Annotated in this window: 23 protein-coding genes; 5 read left to right on the top strand and 18 right to left on the bottom strand. The window is 68.8% G+C overall.

Annotation, left to right across the window (positions count from 1 at the left end; all coding sequences use genetic code 11):
* Positions 1-33 precede the first annotated feature (33 nt).
* The 17 genes from LL648_RS42330 to LL648_RS42250 all read right to left on the bottom strand — a co-directional run bounded on the left by LL648_RS42330 (position 34) and on the right by LL648_RS42250 (position 17,701).
* Positions 34-1,725: a hypothetical protein gene (locus tag LL648_RS42330; RefSeq protein WP_232668638.1), complete on the bottom strand. Its 1,692-nt coding sequence runs from the start codon at positions 1,723-1,725 to the stop codon at positions 34-36.
* 93 nt (positions 1,726-1,818) lie between these two features.
* On the bottom strand, positions 1,819-2,178 hold the full coding sequence (locus LL648_RS44750) for a hypothetical protein (RefSeq protein WP_308190461.1): 360 nt from the start codon (positions 2,176-2,178) through the stop codon (positions 1,819-1,821).
* A 140-nt stretch (positions 2,179-2,318) separates the two neighbouring features.
* Positions 2,319-2,768: a TadE/TadG family type IV pilus assembly protein gene (locus tag LL648_RS42320; RefSeq protein ID WP_305080828.1), complete on the bottom strand. Its 450-nt coding sequence runs from the start codon at positions 2,766-2,768 to the stop codon at positions 2,319-2,321.
* Positions 2,765-3,109: a TadE/TadG family type IV pilus assembly protein gene (locus LL648_RS45640; protein ID WP_232668636.1), complete on the bottom strand. Its 345-nt coding sequence runs from the start codon at positions 3,107-3,109 to the stop codon at positions 2,765-2,767. The genes LL648_RS42320 and LL648_RS45640 overlap by 4 nt, the downstream gene beginning before the upstream one ends.
* Positions 3,110-3,360: 251 nt before the next feature.
* On the bottom strand, positions 3,361-3,570 hold the full coding sequence (locus LL648_RS42310; RefSeq protein WP_232668635.1) for a hypothetical protein: 210 nt from the start codon (positions 3,568-3,570) through the stop codon (positions 3,361-3,363).
* A gap of 210 nt (positions 3,571-3,780) precedes the next feature.
* Positions 3,781-4,764 (bottom strand): type II secretion system F family protein, encoded by a 984-nt coding sequence (locus tag LL648_RS42305; RefSeq protein ID WP_232668634.1) that lies wholly within the window; start codon positions 4,762-4,764, stop codon positions 3,781-3,783.
* Complete coding sequence (locus LL648_RS42300) at positions 4,761-5,675, bottom strand: type II secretion system F family protein (RefSeq protein ID WP_232668633.1); 915 nt, start codon at positions 5,673-5,675, stop codon at positions 4,761-4,763. Before LL648_RS42300 ends, LL648_RS42305 begins: the two co-directional genes overlap by 4 nt.
* Entirely contained in the window at positions 5,672-7,165 is a 1,494-nt protein-coding gene (locus tag LL648_RS42295) for a CpaF family protein (protein WP_232668632.1), read from the bottom strand. Before LL648_RS42295 ends, LL648_RS42300 begins: the two co-directional genes overlap by 4 nt.
* Complete coding sequence (locus tag LL648_RS42290) at positions 7,144-7,968, bottom strand: hypothetical protein (RefSeq protein ID WP_232668631.1); 825 nt, start codon at positions 7,966-7,968, stop codon at positions 7,144-7,146. The genes LL648_RS42295 and LL648_RS42290 overlap by 22 nt, the downstream gene beginning before the upstream one ends.
* A 14-nt stretch (positions 7,969-7,982) precedes the next feature.
* Positions 7,983-8,666 (bottom strand): SAF domain-containing protein, encoded by a 684-nt coding sequence (locus LL648_RS42285; protein ID WP_232668630.1) that lies wholly within the window; start codon positions 8,664-8,666, stop codon positions 7,983-7,985.
* 863 nt (positions 8,667-9,529) lie between these two features.
* Positions 9,530-10,195: a hypothetical protein gene (locus LL648_RS42280; RefSeq protein WP_232668629.1), complete on the bottom strand. Its 666-nt coding sequence runs from the start codon at positions 10,193-10,195 to the stop codon at positions 9,530-9,532.
* Complete coding sequence (locus LL648_RS42275; RefSeq protein WP_232668628.1) at positions 10,195-11,223, bottom strand: C40 family peptidase; 1,029 nt, start codon at positions 11,221-11,223, stop codon at positions 10,195-10,197. Before LL648_RS42275 ends, LL648_RS42280 begins: the two co-directional genes overlap by 1 nt.
* Positions 11,224-11,273: 50 nt before the next feature.
* A complete protein-coding gene (locus LL648_RS42270) occupies positions 11,274-11,855 on the bottom strand; it encodes a hypothetical protein (protein WP_232668627.1) in 582 nt (193 codons plus the stop codon).
* The gene (locus LL648_RS42265) at positions 11,852-13,984 is read right to left on the bottom strand and encodes a hypothetical protein (protein ID WP_232668626.1); all 2,133 of its coding nucleotides are present in this window, start codon (positions 13,982-13,984) and stop codon (positions 11,852-11,854) included. The genes LL648_RS42270 and LL648_RS42265 overlap by 4 nt, the downstream gene beginning before the upstream one ends.
* A gap of 98 nt (positions 13,985-14,082) precedes the next feature.
* Complete coding sequence (locus LL648_RS45635) at positions 14,083-16,704, bottom strand: ATP-binding protein (RefSeq protein ID WP_232668625.1); 2,622 nt, start codon at positions 16,702-16,704, stop codon at positions 14,083-14,085.
* A 158-nt stretch (positions 16,705-16,862) separates the two neighbouring features.
* Entirely contained in the window at positions 16,863-17,321 is a 459-nt protein-coding gene (locus LL648_RS42255; RefSeq protein ID WP_232668624.1) for a hypothetical protein, read from the bottom strand.
* Entirely contained in the window at positions 17,318-17,701 is a 384-nt protein-coding gene (locus LL648_RS42250; protein WP_232668623.1) for a hypothetical protein, read from the bottom strand. Before LL648_RS42250 ends, LL648_RS42255 begins: the two co-directional genes overlap by 4 nt.
* Before the next feature lie 446 nt (positions 17,702-18,147).
* Here LL648_RS42250 and LL648_RS42245 point away from each other — a divergent pair, with 446 nt between their 5' ends.
* Entirely contained in the window at positions 18,148-18,582 is a 435-nt protein-coding gene (locus tag LL648_RS42245) for a hypothetical protein (protein ID WP_232668622.1), read from the top strand.
* An 883-nt stretch (positions 18,583-19,465) separates the two neighbouring features.
* On the opposite strand, the gene LL648_RS42240 is transcribed toward LL648_RS42245, so the two are convergent.
* The gene (locus tag LL648_RS42240; RefSeq protein ID WP_232668621.1) at positions 19,466-19,660 is read right to left on the bottom strand and encodes a hypothetical protein; all 195 of its coding nucleotides are present in this window, start codon (positions 19,658-19,660) and stop codon (positions 19,466-19,468) included.
* A 309-nt stretch (positions 19,661-19,969) separates the two neighbouring features.
* Here LL648_RS42240 and LL648_RS42235 point away from each other — a divergent pair, with 309 nt between their 5' ends.
* The 4 genes from LL648_RS42235 to LL648_RS42220 all read left to right on the top strand — a co-directional run bounded on the left by LL648_RS42235 (position 19,970) and on the right by LL648_RS42220 (position 25,912).
* Positions 19,970-20,449: a hypothetical protein gene (locus LL648_RS42235; protein ID WP_232668620.1), complete on the top strand. Its 480-nt coding sequence runs from the start codon at positions 19,970-19,972 to the stop codon at positions 20,447-20,449.
* A gap of 46 nt (positions 20,450-20,495) precedes the next feature.
* Positions 20,496-22,256, top strand: coding sequence for a transglycosylase family protein (locus LL648_RS42230; protein WP_232668619.1), 1,761 nt, complete (start codon positions 20,496-20,498; stop codon positions 22,254-22,256).
* Entirely contained in the window at positions 22,253-24,439 is a 2,187-nt protein-coding gene (locus tag LL648_RS42225) for a polysaccharide lyase family 7 protein (protein WP_232668618.1), read from the top strand. Before LL648_RS42230 ends, LL648_RS42225 begins: the two co-directional genes overlap by 4 nt.
* Before the next feature lie 126 nt (positions 24,440-24,565).
* Positions 24,566-25,912, top strand: coding sequence for a MinD/ParA family ATP-binding protein (locus LL648_RS42220; RefSeq protein WP_232668617.1), 1,347 nt, complete (start codon positions 24,566-24,568; stop codon positions 25,910-25,912).
* Positions 25,913-26,224: the final 312 nt, after the last annotated feature.

Below are 26,224 nucleotides of genomic sequence, written 5' to 3'. Positions count from 1 at the left end.
TATTTCCTTGCCATTCCTGCATCACCTTCCGGACTAGATCCTATGGGATCCGGGTCCGAGATCTTCGTAGCACCTCATTCTGCCGTTCACCGTCGGCCCGAGGACGAGTACCGCAGTGCTCTCGTCGTTCACGACGTCGGCTTCATCTCCGTCATCGGCCAGGAGGATTCTGACCTGCAGTCCCTCGGCCCCCTCGTCATCGGCCGGTTCGGCGTTGCTGGTCTGAGGTGCCGGATTGACGCGTGCGGCTCCCGGTGCCGTCCGGGTGAGCGCTGATGCGGGAACGCCGAGAGTGGCGGCCGCACCGTCGGTGACGGTGAGGACGATCTGATCCGGAGTGTCGGGTCGGTCGCCGGGCGGGCGTAGGGCGGCGTCGATGAGGAGCGCGCGGAGGGCACTGGGAGCGCCGGGGCCGACGACCCCCAGCGGTCCAAGGCGCTGGGCGTCGTCGAGCAGCAGCGTCCACGAGTCGCTTCCATGCTCGGGTCGACTCTCCGCCTCGGACGCGAGTTCCAGCGATGGGTGCTGCTGAGGAGGGGACGCGTCGAGGTCGATCCAGGCCAGGTCCCTGTCGTCGTCCTGGTCGTCCTCGTCGAGCGGTTCTCGAGGCTCCGTCGCTTCGGTGAGGGTGAAGTGTGTCGAGATTTCGCGGATGACAGGTCCGAGCCGGGGTTCGCCGTTTCGGGCATCCCTGGCATTGCGGTGGGAGCGGCGGCGTGCGGCGATCACGACGGCGGTGATGGTGGCTGCGAGCCCGGATCCGATGGCGACGCTGGGGCCAAGTTCTATCCAGTTCTCCTCGCTGTCGACAACTTCAGGTGATGACGAGGGCGGCTGGAGCGGTGGCGTTGTCATCGGCGGTGCCGTGGAGGGTTCTGCGAGTTCAGGTGCCGGAGCCGCGTGGCCGTCCGCCTCCGGGAGGGCAGGGCTGTCGACCTCGGGTCCCGCTGGTTGGGCGCCGGCGGGCGAGCTGTCGCCCTGGTGTGGATCGGTTGTGCTGGTGGGGAGCTGGATCTGCCAGCCGGGGTGGATCAGTTCCGGTCGGATGAGGGTGCGCCCGTCGGGTTGTGGCTGGTTCTTGTTGAGGGTGAACAGCTCGGGCCAGCGGTTGCCGTTGCCGAGTTCGCGTTGCGCGATCCGCCACAGCGAGTCATGAACGCCGGCGGCAGGTGGCCGCACTGCAACCGTTCCATCGCCATCGCCATCGCCATCGCCATCACCGGTGCTGGAGTCCGGGTCGGGGTGAGCGGCGGCAGTGAAGAGCTGGACCGTGGCTGTCGGGGTTGGTGGGCGTGCGGTGGTGGGTGTCGTTCGTGAGCTGACCAGCAACGCGAGCACGACGAGGCCGACGAGCGCGGCACCTGGCCGTATGGTGCGCCGCGGTCGGGCCGCTCGGGTGGGTGTCCCGTCCCAGAGCAAGTCTCGGAGGTCGCGGATGGCGGCGATGGTCGCGGCGAGCACGTCGAGGACGAATGCGGCCCATGCCAGCCAGCACACGCACGCGAGCACGACGATCAGGAACCGGGTGGTCGGCACCTGGGTGAGGACCGCGACAACCTCGGCAGGTGTGGGCAGCTGGGTGGGCAGTGGCCACCCGACCGTGCGTCCCAGCAGGCACGGCGGCGCGACCAGGGCGAATCCAAGAATCACCGCGGCACCGAACCCGGCCAGGAAGGTGCGCCCGGTCGAGGTCTGGTTGCCGGGGTGGCTCGATGTCCGGTTCATCGGTCCGCAGTTCCTCTCGGGACGTCGATCGCGATCTGCAGACCCACCGGAGCGGGGAGCCAGCAGCTTGGGCTGCAGCAGCGCGGTGGTGACTTAGTCGGGTGCGGCGGGTCGTGCGGCGCCGGTGCCGGTGACGGGGAAGGGGGCGATGCCGATGACGTCGAGGAGTTGCGGGCTGGTGGTGAGGGTGGCGGTGACGGTGACGTTCTCGGCGGTGACGGTGACCGTGCCGGTGGCCCCGGCGGTGGCCAGATAGGTGCGTGCGGCGTGTTCGGCGGCGGGTGGGTCGAGCCGCAGGACGCCACCGGCGCGGTAGGCGGCGAGGTCGAGTTGCTGGCAGGCGCTGCGCGCCGCTTCTTCCGCGATCCCGATCGCGCGTGACCGGGCTGCGAGGGCGTTGCCGCCGTCGAGGACGAGCCCGGCGACCAGCACCATCCCGGCGACCGCGACCACCACGAACGCCGTAACCCGGCCTTCGTCTGGTTCCCACCCGGCTCGGCGAGCTGCGGCAAGACATGCCCAGCGGCGGCGCTGTTGCCGCTGGCGAGGAGGTTGGTTGTGGTTCATAGCGCAGTGGTTCATGGCGCGGTGGTTCATGGCGCGGTGACACCAAATCGGTCGATGGGTGAGGTGAAGGTGGCGGTGACCGGCACGCGACCGCCGATCGGGAGCAGGGTGAGGTCGGCAACGTCAGCAACGCAGGTCACGGTGACGGTGACGGATCCACCAGGCGCCCAGCCGGTGATGTCGACGTCGGCGGTGGGATCAGCGCAGTGCGATCCCAACTCGGCGGTGATTCGGGTTGCCGCTGCGGTGGCGGTGTCTGGTGCGGGCTGCGCGGACGCGGCGCGGGCGGCCTGGTGGGCGGCGGACTCGACCTGCAGGCGCAGGTCGGTTAACCGGCCGGCCAGGACGATCAGCGCGATGACGAGCAGCAGCAACGGGCTCACCAGCACCAGTTCGGTTGCTACCGACCCCTCCTCCCCCGCAGCGTCGGCGGGGTAGTCGGTGCGCCGTTGGTGTGAGGCGGTGGTGGTGTTCATCGGTTCGGCTCGGTCGCGCCGGTTGCGGCGACCTGGATTGGGAGGTCGAGACCGGGCACGACCTGCATCGCGGTCGCGGTGATCTCGACCCGGGCGCTTTCCGCGTTGCGGGTGATGTCGATGCGCACGTTGCGCAGCAGCTGACCGGCCAGCTGTGTGCGCACCCGCTCCCCGGCAGCCTGGCCGGCCGCTGGCGTGCCGTCGTCGACGCGGACCGCGGCGATGGCGTGCACGGCGATCGATTCCGCGATGTGCACGCCGTGCCACCACACGCCGGCTTGAACGGCGGACAACAACAGCAGCAACAGCAGCGGGGCCACCACTACGAGCTCGGCGCTCACCGAGCCGTCGTCCCTGCCGGCACCACCGGCGATCGAGATGTCAGAGCATCGCGCAGAGTTGCTCGACGACGAGCCGGGGGGCCAACAGCTGCCGCGAGACGTCCGCCTCGCGGCCACGTGGCCGGCGCCGTCCCTGTGCCGGTGCACAGTCGGGGCGGATGGCAGGCCGTTGTGTTTTCGCGCTATCCGCATGATCGGTCCTTCCCCGGTCGTTGCAGGGGGTGCCAGCGGCTTGGAGTGGGTGCGAGTGGTCAGTCGAGGGTGATGCGGTGTGCTCGTTCGACGATCTTCGCGGTGATGATGGCGATGACGGTGAGGGCGAGCACGACGAGCAGGGCGGTGACCAGGACGGTTTCGGTGGAGTAGCCGGCCTCGGGTTCTTCCCGCATGCGCCGCCGACCGTCCTCGATTCGGGCAAGTAAGACCGTGACGATCGGCACGGCCAGGACCAGGTTGGTCACGCCACGAATCGCATCGGCCAGCACAGCGGACGTGCGAGCGATGCGAGGCCCTCCACCGGGACGCGGCAGCGACGACGTGGGTCGACATCTAGCGCTGCTGTGCGGTGCGCTCTTAGCGACGGCAAGGGTTGTCGGCGCGCTACCGGTCGGTCGGTGGCGGTGCATGGCGGTCCTCCGGTTGTTGTCTTCGCGTGCCGGTCGGGCGGGCTGTCAGAGGCTGTTGAGCACGTGGGTGAGCGCGGGGTAGCCGATGAAGACGAGGTAGGCGGCGAACAGCACGATGATCGGCAGGCTCATCCGTTCGGTCGCGGCCCCAGCGGCGGCTTCGTCGTCGGTTTGGTGATGCGCACGCAGCGAGGCGGCTTTCGTGGTGAGGCTGGCGCGGACTCGGGCACCTTCGGTGCCGGCGAGCAGCAAGGTCGCGGCCAGTTCGGACAGTTCATCAACGCCGAGGTCGACGCCGAGGCGGCCCAGAACGGCCCAGGGGTCGCTGCGGGTCACCGCCGCGGCGTCGAGCGCGGTGCGGATCTTGTCGTGGGCCCAGCCGGTCCCGATCGCCGCGGCATCGGTGAGGGCCTGTTCGACCCCGGCGCCGCCGGCGAGCGCGATCGCGGTCAAATCGACCACGGTGCCGATCGCACGGCGAAACTCAACCCGGCGACGCCGCGCCACCTGCCGAACCTGGACATCCGGTGCCAGGAACCCAAGCACCGCCATCCCGACACACACCCACAGCGGCAGCGCTCCCGCGCCGGCGACCGCAAGCGGTACCGCGATCAGCGCCGGTATCACCAGGCCGGCCAAACCGAGCACGGTTGTCGTGGCCAGGTGCACCACCGGGGGCCGTTCGGCGACCCGAAGATCAGCGGCGATGTTGGCGGTAGGCAGACCACGGCGGAGCATCGCTCGCGCCGCCGGAAGCCCGAGCCGCAGCACCCACCCGCTGTAGCCGTCCCATCCGCTGTCAAGATGCTCGGCCGGGCGATGGTTGGTGGGGTCGGCGACGGCGAGCAGGGTCGCCAGCTTCGGGCGACGTGTCCGCGCGCCGAGAACGATCAGGCACAGCCCGATCCCGACCCCGGCGCCGGCAAGTGCCGTCAGCACAGCCGGACTGATCCCGCCGACCGCCCATGCTTCGGCTGCGTGCTCAGTGCCGTGGCCTCCGACGATCCTCGCGTGCTCGAGGTGTTTCATGGCGTGTCGTCAGTCGGTGGGGCGATCAGCCGTATGGTGGGTTCGGGTCGGCCGATGTGGGCGAGCCACCCGAAGGCGAGCGCGAACATCCCCGCCACCCCGACCAACACGATCTGACCCTCGAGGGTCCCGTATGGGGTCAGGTAGGGGCTGTTGAGCAGCACCAGCCCGCTGCTGAAGGCCAGGGTGGCGCCGACGATCACCCGGACCGAGGTGCGAACCCGGGCTCGCGCGACCGCGGTGCGCATCCGACCGGCCGCGACCTCCCGTGCAGCGGCGGCAAGCGCCGCCAACAGGTCACCGAGCTGGCGGGCCTGCTGCTGCGACGCCAACGTCAACGCAGCGATCACCAGGTCACCGGTCGGGTCCGCGATCTCCTGCGCGGCCTGCCGCAGCGCCACCGGCAACCGCTCCCCGGCCTTGATCCGCGCGGCCACAGCAGCAACAGCGGGGCGCACCACCAGCGGCGCGGTCGCCGCGGTAGCAGTGATCGCCTGCTCCAGCCCGGCCGCCGCGGCGAGGGTGTCACGCAACTGCTCGGCCCACCCGGCGACCGCCTCGATCCGCGCCACCGCCGCCCCCAGCTCCCGATCCGGCCCCAACACCCGCGGCAACCACCACACCCCCGCCACCGCCATCCCCGCAGCGACCGGCCACCCCGTCACCGCGACCGCACCCACCGCCGCCACCACCCCCAGCGAGACCCGACGCCACCGCACCAGCCCTGAGGCCGTGCCGCCCGACGAGCCGGCCGACGGGCCGCTGCGACCGGCAGCGAAAATGCTCGACCGGTCTGCCAGGCGCCGGGAGATGGCATGTCGTTCGGTGCGGACCGAACCGGCGATGATCAATGTGAGTCCCAGGCCCAGCCCGCCACCGGCCAACGCCATCCACGCCGCCGGGCCGGTCACGACATCCCCCCGCGGACGGCGGGGTAGGTGAGCAGGTCCGGGTCGAACCCGGCCTCGACCAGCCGATCCACCGTCTCCGCCCGGGCCGGCGCTGCTGGGCGGGCGCGGCGATCCGGGCCGGCGGCGAACACCTCATTGGACACCACCGTGGTTCCGTCGGCGTCGATCACCTCACGGATCGAGGACACCACCCGCCGCCGATCGCTCGCCCAGTCCAGATGCACGACCAGATGCACCGCGGACGCCACCAGCAGCGCGGTCGCCTCAACCGACAGCCGTTCAGCGCCTTGGGCAGCGTAGGCGGCCATCTTCGGGAACACCCCACGCGCCGACGATGCGTGGATCGTGGCCATCGACCCGTCGTTGCCTTGCGACATCACGTTGCAGACCGCCACCACCTCCGGGCCGCGGATCTCGCCGACGATGACCCGGTCCGGCGACATCCGCAAAGCGGCCCGCACCAGATCGGCCTGGGTGATCTCACCCTCGCCCTCGATGTTGCGTTCCCGCGCCTGGAACGCCACCACATCCGGATGCCGCACCCGATCCGATCCCAGGCCCAGCTCGAACGCGTCCTCGATCGTGACCAGCCGCTGCCCCGGATCGATCTCCGAGGCCAGCCCGATCAACATCGTCGTCTTCCCGACCCCGGTCCCACCGGCGATGATGATGTTCCGGTTCGCCCGCACCGCGGCGGCGAGGAACTCCCGCAACACCACATCGATCACGCCGATCCGCACCAACTCCTCCATCGTGACGTGGCGGAACCGGTGGCGACGGATCGACAACCCCGGCCGCGCCGACACCCCCATCACCGCGAACAACCGCGACCCATCCGGCAATTGCAGGTTCAACGTCGGCGACGCCAAATCAAACCGCCGCTCCTGCACCCCGCTACGCGCCGCGAGCTGACGGACCAGCTCCACCAACTCCGCATCCGACTCCGCGACCGGACCGACCCGAGCCCGCCGGCCGTCGGCGTAGCGGACGAACACCTCGTCACAGCCGTTGATGTTGATGTTCTCGATCGACGCGTCATCCAATAGCGGCTGCAACCCGCCCAGCCCGAAGAACCCGTCCAGCACCGCTTGCCGGAGCGCGGCCTCCGCCGACCCCGACAACACCGCTCGGCCCGCCGACAGTTCCCGCCGAGCCCACCGCTCCAACGCACCCGTGAGCAGCTCGTCCGCGATCTCTTTGCGGCGCTCGACCGGTAGCACTGCGCCGGCGCGGGCTTCCTCTACCGCGACTTGTTCGGCGAGCCGGCTCGCCACGTCAGCTTTGATCGCCGCCGTCACCGTCGGATCGGCAGCCTCGCCCTCCGTCCGCCTGCCGTTCGCAGGATCGCCGTCATCGAACGCCGAACCGTGGGCAGTCGGCGGCAGCGCGTCGTTGGGTTCGCAGCGCTGAGGGTTGCGCTGATCGTTGCGCTGTTGGCCGTCGCGTTGGGGCGGTACCCACCGTGGGTTCATGAGGTCGTGTCCGTCCACGAACCGGGCCTGGTCGACAGTGGAGGGGCAGCTGCGTTGCCGGCAGTGCGTATGTTTCTGCCTGCGCGGGGCTGGAGTTGGTCGATCTGGTGGGCAATCACGCCGACGGTGCTCCACCATTGCGAGCGCCGTGATCGACGTCGCTCGCCGCCGTATGCGGTGATCGCCGCCGCGCAGTCGTCGGGGACGCGGGTTAATACCGCGGTGCCCAGCTCGTCGGTGATCTCCCGCTCCGAGAACTGCGGACCTCGTACGTCGCGTAGCACCAATGCGACCCGGGCGGACATGGACGGACGGACCCGCAACCAGGCCGCGAGCTGCTCCACGCCCTCGACATTCGGGGTGATCAGCAGGATGACTCCGTCAGCAGCGTCGACCAGCGGCCACGCCACCGAGTCCGCGCCCAACCGGCCCACATCCACCACGACCGCCAGCCCGGTCCTCGCACCCGCTGTGATGAACCGGGCTAACCCGTCAGCCAGAACATTCACCGTCGAGGTCGCCTCGTCCCCGCCACCCGGACCGGTCAGCACCGCCACCCCGGACGGCAGCTGCTGAACGTGCCGGGCCACGACCGCACGAGTCAGCCGGCCAGAACGCACCTCCGCAGCGAGGCTTACCAGGCCGACGCCTCGATCCAAACCTGCTCGTGCCGCGGCAACCCCGCCGGCCGGATCCGCCTCCACCAGCAGCGACACCAGTCCCGGCGCGCCCGGCTTGGCCACTGACAGGCGTGCTGCGACCGCCGTGGAGAGACAGCTCACCCCGGGTGACCCCTTCAGCGACGCGAACACCACCAACATCGACCCGTGCCCTTCTACTGCCGCGGGCCGGGCAACAGCGCCACCGCGACATCCCCGCTCGTGGCCAGCGCCGCCGCGTCGGCTTCCGCTAGTTGCAGCGACACCACCAGCTGCGACTCGGTCGACGAGGCCGGCGCAACGCTCAGCAGCACGGCGTCCACTCCGCGGCCGGGCACGCGCCCGGGCGATGTCGCCGACGGCGGGATCGGTAGCACACGCACCGCTGATCCCGGTCCGGCCTGCGGCGGTACAGCGCCTGCCTGCACAGCAATCGACATCACAATCGCGCCCCGCGGCAGCAGCAGCCCATCGCGGCGAACCAGCCCGGCCGGAACCAGTGCACCTGCCGGCACCGGCACTGCCGCGGCAAGGCCGATCAGCTGCGATGTGCGTGAAGCGGGCACAACTGAGACCTCGTCGATACCGGCCACACTCACCGTTCGCAGGTCTGCTGGCTCGAGTACATGACCGGCCGTGATGTCCCGGGCTGCCGCGAGTACGTCGACCCGCTGCCCGGCGCCGGTCCACATCACTAGCGCGCCCAGTGCGCATCCGGCGACCAGCAACACGCCCAGCGCCGCCATCGGTAGGGACAGCCGGCCTGCGCCACCGCGCGGGCGCGGCACGGCCGACCACGTCTGCTCCTCCCCTCCCATGTCACCGGCTCGCTGCGAGATGCGCCGTCGCAGCGTGCTCATCGTGGGCCGGCCGGGCGGATGTTGACCGCTGGTGCGTCGACGACGGTCACTGTCACGGCTGCGGTGCTCTCCAAGCCGGGGAACACGCCAGACTTCCCAGCGCCTGCCCACTGCACGTCCCAGGTCACCGTCGCGGCTAGGGAGAATCCGCCTGGTGGTGAGAGGGCTCGGTACGTGTGGCCGCAGTCCGGCGAAGCAGCCTCGGGCGGCGATGTCGAGGAGTACGGCGTGCCGGGTCCCGGACATACCACTGATGCCCCGTCGCCGGTTGCCCAGGTCACCGACTGTGGTGTTGCGGTCGCCGTGATCGCAGCTCCGGGGACGCTCACGGTCTTCGACACCGGCGCCCAGCTCGCCGGCTCGATCCACAACCAGGTCGGTAGCCCGACCAGCTGCTCCCCGACCGGTGACAACCGCAGCGCCACCTTCGGAAGCACCAACTGGTCCCGTGCAACCGCCGCGACGGGCTGCGCACCCGGCGCCGCCATCACGGCTTCGCCGGCTTCCCTCGGGTTCACAGCGACCCACTGCTGCCCACCCGGCACACACGTGCGCAGCACAAGGTCCTGCCCCGACTTCAAACGACCCTGCTTGATCCAATCGAGCAGGATCTCTTCGCGCACCTCCGTCGTGTCGGTGCACCGCGGGCTGCGCGCCGCCGGACCGGACGGCGACGCGGGTACGTCGACATCCGGCAGCTCTGGCGTTGCCCCGACGCTGAGCTCACACCTGGACTGGCTGTTTACTGCAGGACACGCCGTTCCATCCGCCTCCCGGAGGCCTCGGCTCGGGTGGCTGGCGCGCAGCACCGGAGGCGCTGACCACCAGCGCGGCGATGACCACGATGAGCACGCCCGCCCGCCTCAACATGAGCCCGGCTCGCGGACGCGGAAGTCGTCAACCTTCCACACTCCGTGGTTGTCCACCCTCACCTCGGCCTCGATCCGGTGCCGTCTCAGCTCATTCGGCAGGGCGACACCGTCGGCCACACGAATCCGGGTCGAGCGGCTCTGGTCACCGCAATCCAGAACCCGGACCACCGTCGGCGCCTCCTCGGGACGTGCCGACGTGACAACCGGGTTGAGGATGAACTCGCCAACGCTGACCTCGCCCTGTACCTCGTCGGCCTGCAGCCCGTCCCTCATCTGCTGCAGAGCGAAACCCGTCGCGTAACGCGCGAGCTCGGGCGACGCCCAATCGGTGGTGCGTGCCGCAACAGCGAATGCGTCCCACATCGCCCGGTACGCCGTGACCGCCTCTACCTCCGCGACTTGGCGTGGACCCGGAGCTGAGGTTGTCGTGGAGGCGGGACCCGACGCCCCCTCGACCGGAGGCGGCGCATTCGAGCACGCCGTCAGCGTCACCAGCACCAGCCCGCCCAGCAGCCCGGCAGCCCACGTCCTCACAACCTGATGCCCAGGCAGCGCGGGCGGATCGTCAAGCTCGAAGCGCTGACTGCTCGCCAGGTCGCGGCATGCCGGCTGGCGGTGTGTCCGGCCGGGCTGTCGTGATTGTTCGTGCTGCGGCATCAGGCGCTCCCTGGCGTTGTGGGGCGGAGGGCGAAGGGCAGCAGCTCGTGCTCGGTGAGCGACAGCGCTCGCTCGCGGACCGGTACACCGGTTGTTGCTGCCTCGATGATCTGGCCGTCGCCCAGGTACATCGCGACGTGGTAGGTGTCGTCTGCTCGGCCGGTGGTCGACCAGAAGACCAGGTCACCAGGCTGGACTTGGTCCAGCGGGAGTCGTTGGCCGGCGGTGGTCTGGGCACGGGACACCCGCGGGAGCTGCACACCGGCGGCCTGCCAGGAACGCATGATCAGGCCGGAGCAGTCGAACGTGTCCGGGCCGGTGGCACCCCAGTCGTAGGGCTTGCCGAGCTGAGCTCGGGCGAACTTGATCGCGGTTGCGGCGGCGCCGCTCGGCTGGCCGCTCGGCTGGCTGCTCGGGCGGCAGACCTGCCCGGTTGCTGCGGTGCCGCCGATCTGGGCCAGCAGGTCAGCGGCAGGTTGTTCCCACTGGGCGTAGGCCTCGGGGAAGGCAGAGCGCTGCACTTTCTGGGCGGCCTGGGTCAGCGGCATGCCATCCCACCCCGGGATGGCGAGCAGGCGGATGAAGAACTTGTGCGCGGCGTGCGCGGGATCGGTCAGCTGGGCAACGGTCCCCCAGCCTTGGGAGGGCCGTTGTTGGAAGAGCCCGACGGAGTCGGCGTGACCGTGGTCGAGGTTGCGCAGCACGGATTCCTGCATCGCCGTGGCCAGCCCGATCCAGATCGCCCGCTGCGGCGCCCCAAGCTGGCGCCCGACTGCTGCGATGATCTGGGCGTTGGCCTGTTGATCGGCGTCCCAGCTCGGCACTGAGCGACTTCTGCCGGTGACCTGCGGTGTTGGGGAAACGGTGTCGATGCAGCCGCTACGGCTGCTCGGGTAAGCCGCGACCGTGACGACCACCGTGACCAGTCCGGTAACGCTGAACAGCGCAGCGAGCGCAACCAACAGCAACGCCCAGGCCAGGCGCCTCCGCGGCCGGGCGGCGACGTCGAGATCCGCTGCGCCCGGCATGACCGGCGAGAGGACTGGAGACATGGCTGGTGACATGGCTGGTGACATGGTTACGGCCTGCTGAGTTGGACGGAGTTGACGCGCCACATACCGGTGCCGGTGATGTCGACGAGCGCGATAGTGATCGCGGTGCCGTCGCCGAGATCGACGTCGGCATCGACGCTGCGGTCAGCGACGCGTACCAGCTCAACAGCGTCGCTGACCGCGGCGGTGGGCACGGCGGTGGGCACGGCGGGTGGATCGATCTGTGGGAGGACAACGAGCCCGTACTCCGGTGTGCACAGAGGTTGCAGGCGGCGCAGCCAGGTCTGCCGGTCCACCGTGGTGTCGATCCAGAGCCGCGCGACCTTCATGGCCACGACACGCGGCGAACCGAACGAGGGCGCATCGGGAGGCGCCGCCACAACCGGAACCACCGCAACCGGAACCACCTCGGCACCGAGCGTCATCGCAGGGGCGGGCGGCCCGAGGTCGCTCACCGCTTCGGGCGCCGACGGCGAGCCGGCGGTGGCGAGCCAGCAGATACCGGCCACGAGCTGGGTGGCCAGGACCGGGATCAGCGCTGCTGCGGCGATGAGCATCAGCAGGCGACGCGGGGACCAGAGCAGCCATCGCAGAATGGGTCGCTTCACCGTGGCCTCCGCAGCGGCTCACGGCGCCGCACCAGCGCGGTGATAGCCGCTGGCCCCAGTTGGTGTCGCCGTGCTGGCCGGTAGAGCCCGGTGTGGCTCGCAGTGCAGCATGCGGCGTCAGGGTTGTCGCGGTGCTGCGCTGAGGGCAACCGGACGCGGACCGACGAGGGTGGGCGACGAACCGCATCGCCCGCAGGCATCCACGATGCGACGTCCTGTCGGGCGTGAGCATCGGTCGAGACGCGGCGGGGAGCGGCTCGATATGCATCGGCAGACGCTGCTGCGTTCGGCTGCGCCCAGACGCGTTCGTCGGCCCGATCGACATCGTCGGGGAGGAGGCGAAGACGGCTACTGGCGCACGCTGCGGCGGCTGTGACCGGCCCTGCGGCCGCGGCGCCGCCTGTTCGCTCGGCGTCGAGGCGCCAGATCTCTGCGGCGTGGACACGGCTGCCGACGTCGACGTTCGAGCGGAGTTGTGGCTGGTCGTCGCTATCGACCGAGTAGCCGTCCGGCCCTGCATTGCGGCTGCCGTTGTAGGTCGTGCCGTGGCCTGGGCTGTTGCCGGCATCGGGGCGGCGGCAACGCTGGGAATCACTGGTGTTCTGTGCGGTTCGGCGGTGGTTGCGTTGCTCGGCGCAGCGCCGGGTGCCCGGTCGCCGTCCTCGACGTCCGCCGCGGACCGCGGGACGGCCGTGGGTTGTGCGGAGGGAACCGAGGATCGCGGTCAGCGAAGCGACAGGTTTGAGCAGGGCAAACAGAACTGCTGTGGTCATCCAGATCCACAGGATGGTCGCCCAGGAGTTGAGGTCGCCGTGGGCGAGGTGAAGCAGGATAAGCGTGTGCACGAGGGTGCAGATACCGGCGGTGACGCCGCCGACAATGACAGCGCCGAGAACCCTGACAGTCTTCTCCGGGGCGTTCGGGAACACGATCCCCACCAGACCTAGTAGCGGCGCCCCGATCGGCAGGAGAGCGAGAACCGCATACATCGCGAACATGACCAGCAGGCCGAAGATCTGCAGAAGACTGACTGGAATGATCTTCAGCAGAACCATGACCGCAGCGCCTACACGGTTGTGGGCCTTGCCTTGGATCGCCCGGTATGCCGCCGGCGGTGCACCGTCTGCGATCTTCTGCCATTCGGCGCCTTTCTGCTGGAATAGGGCAATTTGCTCGTCTTTCGAGGCGGTGCGGATGCGTTCGGCTTCGTCTCTGGTGAGGGCTTGCTGTTGGTACAGCGCCCATGCAAGCTCCTCGCCCGGGCCGCTGATATCGCCGACCTGACCGACCGCCCACGCCTTCCACAACAACTCACGGAACACGACGCTGCGCAACTCGACACCGACACCGACACCGTGGGCCTGGTCGCGGTCGGGAAACGCGGTGCTCGCAACGGTGCTGGCCACGTCGTCCATGGCCGCGCGGATGGTGCCGCTGAGCTCACGCGACATCTGTCCGCCGGAGCCGAAGCTCAGCGCACTGACGGTGACCGCGAGCAGGATCAAGATGGTGCGGGTGAGGACGGTGCCGGTGTCGCCTCTGCGGGCGGCCATCAGCAGGGCCGCGGCGGCGATGACGAGTGCGGCACCGGCCCACGGGGAGAACACCGCCTCGTAGAGGGCGCGGCCGGATCGGGTCGCGGCCTCGGCAACAATCTCGTCGACGGCAGTGACCGAGCCGCTGGTCGCGGTACTGGTGGCGATACCAGTGGGGGTGCTGGTGGTGTCTTGGCCGAGGTTGGTCATCGCCATGTGCAAGGCGAACAGGGCCTTCGCGGCACCGAAGATGAGGTTGCCCAGCGTTGTGTCGATGCTCGCGCCCGGGTCGGGAGTCGCGTCCACGCAACCGACGTCGTAGGTCGTCCAGTAGAGCCCGCCGTATCCGGTCGTGCTGTAAGGGTCACGTTCCGCGGCCCCGGAACCCTGGGCGGGCGCGCGTGTGCCTGTCGGCACGGCGGTGGCGGTGGCGTCGGAGTTGATGCCGGAGTCGATGCCGGGATTGATGGAGTTCGGGTCAATGGAGCCGGACATGCCGACGTCTGGGGTGGTGGGCAGTGGTGGTGATTTGCAGTCGTTGAACGGCCATGCGGCAGCGCTGCCCGCTCCGGTGAGGGTGAATATCCCGACCACCGCGAGCAGGAGAAGCGTTCGCGCCAGACGCCGACTGCCGCGGTGGTGCACGCGCGAGGACGACCGTGTGGACGGGGGCTTGTGGTGGCGGGTCATCGTCAGTCGCCTGCTCGTGCGGCGTTGGTGTCGAGGGCCTGGCGCAGCCCGTCGAAGTGGTCACCGGTGACGTCGAGCTGGACGCCCTCGCAGGCCTCGCCGCTGCGCCAGACGAATTCCCGCGGTGCATCGGCGGCGAGCCCAGCCGTGGGGTGAGTGGTGGCGGATAGTTCGCCGAGGTGGGCCTCGTATCCGATGCCGGTGGGGATGCGCAGCAGCCGCAGCGCGTCGGCTTGGGCTGCTTCGTCGGTGGTGCGCCCGACGAACACGTCGTGGCACAACGCGGCCAGGCCGGATTCGTCGCCGGATTTGTCGCCGGATTTGTCGCCGCCGAGTTTGAGCACGTCGGAGGCGAGTTGTCCGGCGATGAGGACGCGGGCGCGGTACTTGCGGTTGTCGCGGGCGAACTGGGTGATCAGCGTTCTGCCGGTGCTGGTCATCGACAGCCAGCGCAGCTCGTCGAAGCCCATCAGCTTCGGTGCGGCCCGCGGGAGTTCGTAGACGCGGCGGTAGGCCAGCCACGCGGCCAGGTGCAGCAGTGGTAGCGACAGCTGCTCGTCCAGGCTCCAGTCCTGCTGGTCGACGTCTTCGCGGGGCGGGGTAAGGCCGCGGGTGGACAGCACCAGCAGCCGGTCGGTGCCGGCCGACCAGATCTCCTGCTCAGGGGTGCCGAGCAAAAGGCGGGCTGGTCCGGAGGTGGACAGGATCGGGCCGAGTGAGCTGGCGAGCCGATCACCGCCGCCGCTGGTGTAGCGCAGCGCGCTGAGAACTTCGGTCAGGTCGTGATCGGGGCCGTGTCCAATCTGGTTGACCGCGTGCAGCAGCAGCTGCTGGACCTGGCCGTCGCGTCGGATCGCTGCGGGCAACAGTTGGGTGAGCACGCTGATGACCAGCGCAGCGCGCTGCGCTTGGGTGGTGTCGAGGTCGCGTCGATAGGCGGTGTCGCCGCTGGGGTCGTCGCGGTAGGTGCGCCGCTGCGGGTCAGTGATCATCGTGAAGGGGTTGAGGGTGCCGGCGGGGGCGTCGAGCAGTGAGACGGCGCGGGCGTGGCCACGCAGTTCGGGGAGCTCGGTGAGGCGGATGAGCGGCCCGGACGGATCGAGCAGCGTCACGTAGGCGCCCGCAGATCGCACCGCCTGGGCGGCGAGGGTGCCCATCAGGAAGGTCTTCCCGCTTCCGAGGGTGCCGATGATCGGGGTCAGGCCGGATACCTGCCGGGTGTCCATGTCGTGCCAGGGATCCCAGGCGATCGGGCGGCCGGTCGCGCTGGAGGTGAACACGAGTGGGCCGTGGTCGTCGCCGATGAGCTCAGCAGTCATGGGGACGGCCATCGCGGCGTGGCGCACGCTCATCCGGCGCCGGTAGGCAGTGGTGGCCAGGGGCTCGCCGGGGATGAATTCGCGCGCCAGCTGGTACTGCGCTTCGCAGCGCTCGACAGCGATCTTCGGGTGGTACAGGTGGCGGACCTGGTCGAACGTCTCGAGTGCTGCGCGTTCAGTGGTGGCGGGGATGGCCAGCCGCCACCACCCCTCGCAGCGGGCGGACAGTCCGGTGTGGTCGGTGTCGAGCTCGTCGCGGACCTGCGCGGCCAGCTCGATGCGACGGGCGAGGTCCGGTGGTGCGTGCAGGCCGTGGTCGTGTTCGTAGTGGCGTTGCTGGGCTTCGACCCGGGCGGCGACGTGGCGCAGGCTGCGGCTGGCGTGCTCGTCGGGCAGCACCCGCATCCGCGCGGACCATTCGATGGGTGCGGCGAGCCGGTCCGGGACGGTCATCCAGGGCAGATCAACACCGGGCACGTCGATCTCCCCCATCCGCCCGAGGGAGGCGATCAGGACGTGACGGGTGACGCGCTGCCCGGCTGCGGTGCCGCTGACCTGCACGACCGGGGCATACGGGTCGGCGGTCCAGCGGGCGAGCTGGTCGACCGCGGCCAGGTCGCTGGTTTCCCAGTCGGTCGTGGGCGCTGCCGGCATCACCGTCTCCGCGGGTAGGCCGAGCGCGCACGATCGGTAGAGCAGTTGCAGCATGTCCGGCGCGGAGATCGGCTCACCGCCCAACGCGCCACTCAGAACCGTGTCGACCGCGCGGATCTCGTCATCCAGCGCGTCGAGCTCGCCGTCGACGAACCTGCCCCACACACCCTGCAATCCCGGCCAACGACCCGACCGGCGGCCAGACCACCGCCCGCGCCCGCGATCGCCGCCTCGGCTGGTCATCTGATCGGCCAGAGCACTGATCCACGCCCGGCCGCGGTTGATCTCGACGCCGAGGTAGACGTCCTTGATCGCTTTCGGTGAGGTCAGGGCGCGCTGCTGCTGTCCGACGAGGTGCTGTTCCCAGCTGGTCGCAGCGGGTTGATCCGGTAGCGGGGTGGCCCATTCATCGTGGCGGCGAGCCCACTGCGCGGCGGGGTAGGGCCGCCAACTGACCCGCCAGTGCAGCCACCGGTCGGGCAGCTGTGCCAGCGCCAACCCGATCGAGCTCATCATGGCTTCCCGGTCCTGGTCAGCGCGCATCGACCACGGCCGCGGCGCGAGCCGATACCAGGCGGTGGTGCCGCGCCTGGTGTGTGCGAGGTGGCCGGTGATGGCCCGCAGCGCAAGCCGAGGCGCGTACTCCGCCACCTCGGGCGCACCACCGGTAGGTGGCCTCGATCGCCCCGTGGAGCGAAACCGGCGCGGGTCGACGGCTGGTCCGGATTCCGCAACCACGTCAGGCGGCTGTGACCTGGCGCAGAGGTCGAAGTGGTGCAGCTGCCGCGGCGCCGCCCATGCTCGGCTCATCATCGCTCCCAGAACCCAGACAGATCGGGCCCAGACAGGCGGGATTCAGACAGACGGGATCCAGACACTTGGGGCGCAGGCAGGTGGGGCACAGACAGATGGACCGCAACGTTGCGTGGGTCCGACACCGCCACGGTCGGTGATGGTGGTGGGGTGTGGCGCGGAGTGCGCAGCTCGGCGAGGAACATCGCGAGCACTGCGCTGGGTGGGCGCTCCACGCTGACGTGGCGCATCGTGGCGACCGTGGCGATGACAGCTGCCAGCGCGACCACGGCGTAGCCGGCGAGCCCGGGTAGCAGGCTGAGCTGCTGGCGAACAACCACGAAGACGAACGCGTAGCCGGCCCAGATCACGTAGGCGATGTAGCGGGCCTGCCACAGCAGCGTTCGGCCCGGCGGGCCAAGGTAGCGGCCTTGTACCGAGTACAGCTCGTCGTCAGAACGCGACAGCATGATCATCCACCCAGCCCGAACAGCCCAGCCACGAAACGGCCCGCGTGAGCGGGAGCGTCCGGGACGACAGCGAAGGCGAGGACAGCGACCGGCACGACGATCAGGCCGCCGACGGTCGTAACTCTGTTGGCGTTGCCTTGATGCGCTGCGATCAGCATTGCCAACACCGTGACGACCAAGACCACAACGACCGTGTTGTCGACCAGCCAGTCGCGGACGTCGGTCGAGGTGAGCAGCTGTGCCACCACGGTGAAGGTGGGCTCGAGGCTGCGTGGCATCGCGGGTACACCTTTCTTCTGCGCCTTCTTCGCGTCTTCTTCGCGCGGTGCCTTCTGCGCCTCGTCGGCGGTGGGATGGGGTCGTCGTTCAGGCGGCGGGGGCGTCACCGGTGGTCCTGAACGACGACCCCCACGCGGCAGGTGCCAGGCGAAATCGACGCTCCTGCCGCGCGCGTCGGAGGGTCGACGCGTCGTGCTCCAGCGCGCGTCGTCGATGGCGACGCACCTTCAAAGAGAGAATCTCTTCAGCAGAGAATCTGCAGGATTACTCTGCTAGCAGATTCTCTACATGTCAACTCCTCCAGCGGATGAGATCTCGTTAGAGGGAGGCGCTCGAACGGCGGATCGACACCGATCCGCCCGCTGAGGCGTCAGGCAGAGACGTCATCGAGGAGCGGATGACAACGGCAGGCAGGTCGGCCGCGAGACTCTGAGCTGCAGTTATAGCTTGAGAGGCCATGTCGTGCCGCTGCCGTGCGGCGTGCCGCGCAGCCGGCAGGTCTGAGATGCGGTTGACTGCTTCGACTACACCAGCAGAGAAGAGAGGCGCCGCCGTGGCCGAGGAGACGCTCGCGGACCGGATCCGCCACCTGATGGAACACCCCGCTGGCCGCGCCCCGTACACCGAGAAGGAGCTCGTCGACGGACTTGCCAAGCAGGGCACCCCGTTCTCGCCGCAGTACGTCAACCAGCTCGTGACCGGCTCTCGACCGCTCAACCCCACCTACGACCGCCTGCTGGCACTGATCAAGTTCTTTCGCATCCCCGCCGGGCGACTGTTTCCCGGCTACGACGACGTCAGCAAAGACGACCTCGTCCTTCTCGCGGCAATGCGCGACCCCGACGTGCTCCCCATCGTGACCGGCCTGATGAAACTCGGACCTGAAGCCCGTCGCTCGATCGGCGCCATCGTCTCCGAGCTCAACAGCCTGGAGGAACGAACCCGCCCACCAGCCAGGCGGAAACGACGCACAACCAGCACAGACTGACCCAACGTCCACACCGCCAGCCCTCCACCCTCAACCACACTGACCCGACACGACTTCGGCGCCCGTCACCAAGAGGGCTGGCCGCCAGCAGCACGTCACGAGCCATGACCGAAGCCCGCCTGGCGCGAACAGTGCGTTGGCGACGGCCATAACCTGCACGCGAACGTGCGGTTGCAGCACCGAACCTCGCTGACGCCCGCACATCACATGAGGCCCCAAAGCGCGCCGGATCGAGCCTCCCGCCCGGCCCGCGCTCGGGCGGTGTGTCGGCACATCTTCGCCGGAACTGACCAGCCGATGGCAGTCAATGCGCCGTTGGCGAGACGCCGGCGTCAATGAGAGATTGACAAGTGGAGGTCGCCTGAGCCTCCCACCATCACGGTGACACCAGCAGAGTAGATGGCGTGTTTCTCTGCTGGCAGATTTACAGGTTGTATCCTGAGCTGCTATACCAGGAACTCGGCCGGTGGGGCACCGGCAACTACGCGAGGCGAGGAAGGGGCCCTGGTTACCGACAGCTGATCACCACGCCGTCACGACGGACTTGTGTCAGCTCCGGGCCGACATCCCGGAGAGGCTCCGAAAAGGACCTCCCACCATGCCCCGCTCCACTCCAGCGAAACCCGGGTTCGACGCTGCCATGCTCCACGCAGCCACTCCTGACGCGGCTGTGTTCAGTCGTCGTCGATCTGCACGTCGCGCCGATGCCGAACAACCCATCTCGCATCAGACCGCACTGGCGCTGACCGCTGAAGCTCCGATCCGATACACACCCACGTCAACGCAACGCCGACCGCACGCCCGCCAGCTCGAGCGAGCGCCGTTCGATTCAGGAACCGAGGATGAGCTCGACGCGAACGCCGACCTCGAGGCCAGCGCACAATCAGTCAGGGACGCTCGACTCCGCTCCCCCACCGCGCCCGCTGGTCGCCTCGGGGGTGACGCCCTCGGACGCCACGCAGGCGAACACGATTTCCGAGATGAGATCTGGAACGACCAGGCACCAGCGCATGCGAGCTGGCGCGACTGTCCGGGTAACGAACAGGGTGAAGACCGGGGTGACCACGACGGTCGACACGACGCCGCGAGCATAGATCGCCTGGCCGCGGCGCAGGAGCCATTAGCCTTCCCGCTCCTGACTCATCCCGGCGCCACTACTCATCGCGGCGCCGCAACGGCACGGCAGGACGCCGCGTCCGCTCAGTGCGCGGAGCCGACATCCTGGTACGCGGGAGCCGTCGTCCACGGTCTTCCTCACAGCATCAGTGACGCACCGATCCGCCGTAGCGGGAAAAAGTCAGCAGCAGCGGCGCAGCGCCACGCTGAGGTCGTCCAGCTACGCCCGTCGAGTGCAGGTGGGCGCCACGCTCGACCCGAATCATCTGCGTTGCCCCACGAGGCACCCGTCTCCGACGCCGACGCAGCGGCGCTGGCCAGCGCGTTCGCCGCGGACATGATGAGTTGGTCCGAGGACGATCCACAGCGTCGCGCAGCCGTCCTCGCGCGGTATCGCCCCGACCTGACCCTAGGCACGCTGGGCTGGAACGGCGTCGGCCGGCAGCGCGCAGAGATTGTCATCGTCGGCAGCTGCCGGCGAACGACCGACGCCAACGTAGCCGTCGACCTGCGCATCCGTGTCGTGCCCTACCGCCGGATCGCAGCGTTCCGACCAGCCCCGCCACCAACCCACACGGTGGTCTGCCCGGGAGCAATCCCGGCTGCCGCACCCCCACCCACAGCACTGGGCTGGGAAGCCCTCGACAGCGAATGGGTGCGGCTGTCCGTCCCCGTCACGCGCAACCGCGACGGGCACATCGCCATCGACTTCAGCGCATCGCCTTCAGCGACCAGGACGCGGACGACGTAGCCGCCCCCCGCACAGCGCTCATGCACTCCTGAACAGGAGCCCTCCCATGTCTGCACTCACCATCAGCCTGGCGGCTGTCGCGGCCGCCGCAACGATCGCCTCGCCGCCCAGCCTCGCCGCCTGGCGCCCTGCCACCGCAGAATCCTGCTCCGCAACGACACACACCCCGGGACCCTCCACCGACGCCAACCACGTGCACGCCGCTCGACGGCTCGTCGCCCTGCTGAACACATTCGACACCGATCAGGACGCAGCCGCCCTCAGTCGACGGCTGCGTTCCATCGGGTTCACACCCGCCATAGCATCCGGTTGGCGTCAACAGGCCCACGACGTAGCCGACATCCTGCTGATCGTTGCACCCGCCGATCCCTCAGCAATGCGCGTCGCCGTGATCCTCGCCGGCAGCGGCTTCTCCCCCACCCCGGCAGATCTCCATCGCGGCCCCGACGATCCGACCAGCACACATTCGACCGCCGCAGCAACCACCACACCTGCCGCGACGATCCCGGCGACCGATGCCGCGAACCGCGGCCAGCCCGTCGCCGCGACGTCCACGCATCCCGCAACTGCGCAACCACTCGCCACACCGTCCTCGACGCAGCCGCCGGGCGCTTCAACTCCCACGACCGACAGCACCGAAGTCGACAATGCAGATCCAGCCCTGACATGCGGTGACGAGGCAGTGCCCGCGTTGGCAGAGCCCGCGTCGGCAGCGCCCCACGGCTCCACCGAACAGGGCGAATCCGACCCAGGCGAATCCGACAGGGCCAAACTCGCCGGTTGGGCGGACCGAGTCTCGGGGCTCGCGCAGCTCCTCTCGACGACCGACGATCCGGCAGCATCCGAACTCGCGTCCAAACTCGCCGCCGCGCCCGAGAACGACACGGCACGCGAGTCGGGTGCCGCCCCGGAGCAGGCGCCGGACAATCACACCCCCGCCCCGAGACGTACCGATCCCGCTGATCCCGCTGATGCTCCGGCTCCGCTGAACCTCCCGTCCTCAACAACCGCGATGCCGGAAACCCCCACGGCGGCGTCGGCGACGTGCACCAGCGCCCCGACCGCTGCGCGTGAGACGTCATGGGAAGCGGATGCGCAGGCCCTGAGCGACATGGTGGTCTCCTACATCGATGGCGACCCCACCGCACGCGCAGTCGCCGACGTGCTGGTAGAGGCAGGCTTTCCTCCCACCTCCGACAGAGCGTCGGCACCTCAGACAGCCAGCACCAGAGACCCGTTCATGGACGCCCAGAACGACACCAGCAACAACGACCGCAACCGCGGACGTGACAGCAGGTTCGACACCCAGTTCGACAACGGGTCCGACGACAGGTTCGACGACGGCGGGCTCGACGACCACTTTGGCAACCACGACCACGCCAGCGGGCGGGACGAGAACGAGACCGATGAGCCTGGCAGCGAAAGCACTCGCAACGATTCCAGCGACGGCGCGCTCGAACAGCAGTCGGGGCCCGAGTCAGGGACTTCTGACTCGGGGCTTCCCCCGACCGAGTCAACCACCACCACGGAAGGGCCCGAAGCGTCCGGCAACGACGCCGGCGTGTGGCATCAGCTAGCGGCGTGTGAGAGCAGCGGCGACTGGTCCATAGATTCCGGCAACGGCTACTACGGCGGCCTCCAGTTCGACGCCGCCACATGGCGCGCCTACGGCGGTGCTGCCTACGCCCCCACCGCGGACGGCGCGACGAAGGAACAGCAGATCGAGGTCGCCACCAAGCTCCGCGACGCTCGCGGTGGCTATGGCTCATGGCCAGCGTGCTCGCAGAAGCTCGGGCTTGACCAATGAGATCGCCTACCCGGACCGCGACAACCATCGGCGCCAGCATCGCCATCGCCGCGACCCTCACCACATTTCCCTCGCAGCACGCACTGGCCGCAGGTCCGAGCGCGAGTCCGAACGCAGCTCCAGATGCACTGTGCCCGTGGTATCCCTCCGCGGTCGCGCTCGCCGGCAAACTCGACCGACAGGACGACGCACGCGCGCTGCGCCTTCGTGATGGCCTCGAGAAGCTCCAGATCACCCCTGACGCTGACCCACCCACCGCCTGTGCTGCCGCGTCGCCGCCGGCGGCGGCCCACGGGGTGCTTGGGAAGGGCTCTGCGACGCTCGAGATGGGTATCGACACAACCTCGACGCGAACCGGACGCACTCTGGCCGTCGGCGCAGGCGAGTACCCGTCGATCCAAGCCGCCGCCGACGTGGCCCAGCCCGGCGACACCGTGGAGATCGCCGGCGGCGACTACGCCTCCTTCGTACCGGCCAACGGTGTCGCCGGCGCCTGGGTGACCTACCAGGCACGCGCCGGCGAGAAGGTGACCATCAGCAGCGGCGGAGGCGAGCAAGGCCTTCTACTGCTCGACGGTCCGCAGTTCATCAAGGTCATCGGCGTAGCCGTCACCGGATCCGAGTCACACGGGATCTACGCCTCGGGCGCAGACCACGTCGTGCTGCAGGACTGCGAGGTCGCTGACTCCCGCAACGGCGGGATCGTCTTCCTCGACTCCTCCCACATCATCGTCGATGGCTGCAACGTGCACGGCAACAACACCGACGGCACCAGCGCCTCCCACGAAGCCATCTCCATCACCGGCACCGACACCGTCGAGATCCTCAACAATCAGGTGCACGACAACGGCGAGGAAGGGATCGACGCCAAGTACGGCGACCGCAACGGGGCGATCCATCACAACCAGGTGTGGGGCAACCGCGGACCCAACATCTACCTCGACTCCGTCACCGACGTCACCGTCCACGACAACGACGTGTGGGGCTCGACTGAGCCGAGCAAAGCCGGGATCGGGCTCGCCGTCGAAGACCTCGCCGAGGCCCGCCGCACCAGCAACATCACGATCGCCCGCAACCGCATCCGCAACAACGCCGGCGCCGGGATCGACTTCTGGACCGAGTCCAGCGGCAGCTTCTCCAACATCACCGTGACCGATAACGAAATCGGCGGTAACGACCGCGGCGGCATCACCTTCACCGCAGGTGACTTCAGCAGCAGCACGATCGCAGGCAACGCCTTCGGCGAAGGCAACAGCCCACCCGAGGACGCGCCATCGGGTGTGGACATCATCAGCAACGTCGCCACGGCACTGCACTATCTCAGCATGCCGCCCACCACGGAGTCTGCGCCGCGGCGCGACCCCAGTCCGCCCAGCAGCCCACCGTCAGGACGGGTCGGCGAGCCGATACCGCGAAGGGAACCCGCATCTACGGCACCTACTGCGCCGTCGCCATCCCGCTCACCCGGCGAGGTTCTCGATCTTGCCAATTGGTCGCTCACCTTGCCGAGTGGCTCAGCCGGCGACCCGGTCGACATTCTCCAACCCGACCTCAACCGCTACAGCGACGACGCCTTCCACGTCACCGACGCCGGAGACGGGGTCGTGTTCACCGCGACAGCCGGCGGGGTGACCACCGAGAACAGCGCCTACCCCCGCAGCGAGCTGCGCGAGATGACCCGCACTGGGATGACCAGCACCGAGAAGGGCGGCACCGAGAAGGCGGGCACCGAGAAGGCCGCGTGGTCCAGCGCCGCCGGCACCCACACGCTGACCGTGCGCCAAGCCATCACTCAAACCCCGCAGGTGAAACCGCATGTTGTCTCGGCGCAGATCCATGACGGGAACGATGATGTGGTCGCCGTTCGACTCGAAGGGGCGCGGCTGTTCGCCGAGTACGACAACGGCGCCGGCGAGGTACTACTCGACCCCGCCTACCTTCTGGGCACACCATTCGACCTGCAGATCGTCGCCGCCCAGGGCGGCGTCTGGATCACCTACAACGGCACCTCCAAAGCGGAAATACCGCTGTCTGGTGAGGGCTGGTACTTCAAGACCGGCAGCTACGTGCAGTCCAACATCGACAAGGGCGAGGCACCTCGCGCGGCCGGGCAGGTGATCATCTATGCCCTGTCAGTTATCCACAGCGGCGACGCGTACAGCCCCGCGACAGCCGGCCTCTGACGTGAGGCGTGCGCAGTCGCAGTCCGGCTCGAACCTTCGACGGGCGACGAGTACCTCATTGCTATACCGGCGGTCACCGCGGCGCGCCATGGACCAACCGATCGCAATCCTGCCGAGGAGGTCACGATGACCATCCGCCAATCACTCGACGGTCGATTTTCGACCGACGCCTCAATGCTGTTTCGGCAGCCGTGGGACGACTTCGACTCCGACGGCAACCACCCTGCGAGTACTGACTTCCGCGGCAACGTCCCTGACAGCTTCAACCAGGACGGCGAGACAGATCGCTCGGCGCATAGGGCCGTCGTGTGGTCTCGGCCGGACATGCCTGTAGGGCCGTCCTCGGCCTGGCCACGACCGCGGCTCGAGCTACCGGAACGCGATTCGGACCTCAACGTTGGCCCAGCCCCAGAGCCAGCTGATCGATTGGCCGGTGGGCCGCCTGCTGACGACGAGCCCGACACCCACATCGTTGACGATCCCTGGGAGCCCAGACCGGTCCCACCCGAGGCAGCAGACCGCCCAATGGCACGTGAGGCTCCGTCCTCACGGACCGAGCTCACTCATGACAACCTCACCCAGCATCGCGACAACCGTCCCCGGGACGGCTGGCGCAGAATGCTCTACACCTGCACCGGAGGACTTCTCAATCCCGGCCTCAGCCGAGCTGAGGTGGAACGTGCCCAACTCTGCGCGCGGATTCGCCGCCCGCTCACCGGCTCTCGACGCATCGCCGTGATCTCCATCAAGGGTGGCGTCAGCAAGACAACAACCTCGGCATGCCTCGGTGCGGCGCTTGCCGAGATACGAGGCGATCAGGTGGGACTCGTCGACGCGAATCCAGACGCCGGAACACTCGCCGACCGCCTGACCGGTCACACCCACCGCACGATCCGCGACCTGATCAACGACATCGACACCGTCGACTCGCTCACCACACTCGACACCTACATGTCGCTCGCCGGCCGTCTCAAAGTACTTGCATCCGAACAGGACCCCGCAGCCAGCGAGGCGCTTACCGCGACCGACTACGAGCACGTCATGCAGCTACTGGCCCGATTCATCAACATCGTGATCACCGACACCGGAACCGGTATCAGCCACCCCACGATGGAACCCGCACTGCGACTGGCCGACTGCTTGGTCGTCGTCGGCACCATGACCGTTGACGGCGCGAGCAGAGCCGGTCTCACTCTCGACTGGCTCGACCGCCACGGCCACGACCAACAGAGCCGCAACGCGATCGTCGTGCTCAGCGGCGATCGCCACACCAACGTCGACGCCGATCGCGTCCGTGACTACTTCGCGACCCGCACCCATGCGGTGATCGAAATTCCGCACGATCCACACCTCGCGGCCGGCGGCTTCATCACCTTCGAAAGCCTGCTCGGACATACCCGAGACTCCTATGTCACGCTCGCCGCCCACGTGGTCGATCGACTGTCCCAACCCAAGGCTTTGATTCTGCGTTGAAGATCTACCGAAGAAGGGCGGGCGCTCAAGCCGATTCGGCTGCTGATGCTTCCAGTAACCGGTCCGCTTCGGGTGTTGACTCGCCGGAGGCGTAATCGCACCTTGAACAAGTACGAACTGGGCCTGGTCCCTCGCCAAGGAGAACACGTGCCCGCCGTCGACGCCCGGCCAGTGAGCCTTTTTCAACCTGGCTGACGGCCTCGGGGTGAGCGCGGCGTGTCGGTGACACGGATGGGTGGTTGGGTGGCCCGGAGGGGTTGCACCTCCGGGCTCCCACAGATCCCGGCGTGACAGTCTCCCGTCACCGGGCTC

The sequence above is a fragment of the Pseudonocardia sp. TRM90224 genome, assembly GCF_021245725.1.
Taxonomy (GTDB): Bacteria; Actinomycetota; Actinomycetes; order Mycobacteriales; family Pseudonocardiaceae; genus Pseudonocardia.
Note: the sequence above shows the minus strand (reverse complement) of the source record. Positions and strands in the feature narration are given on the sequence as shown.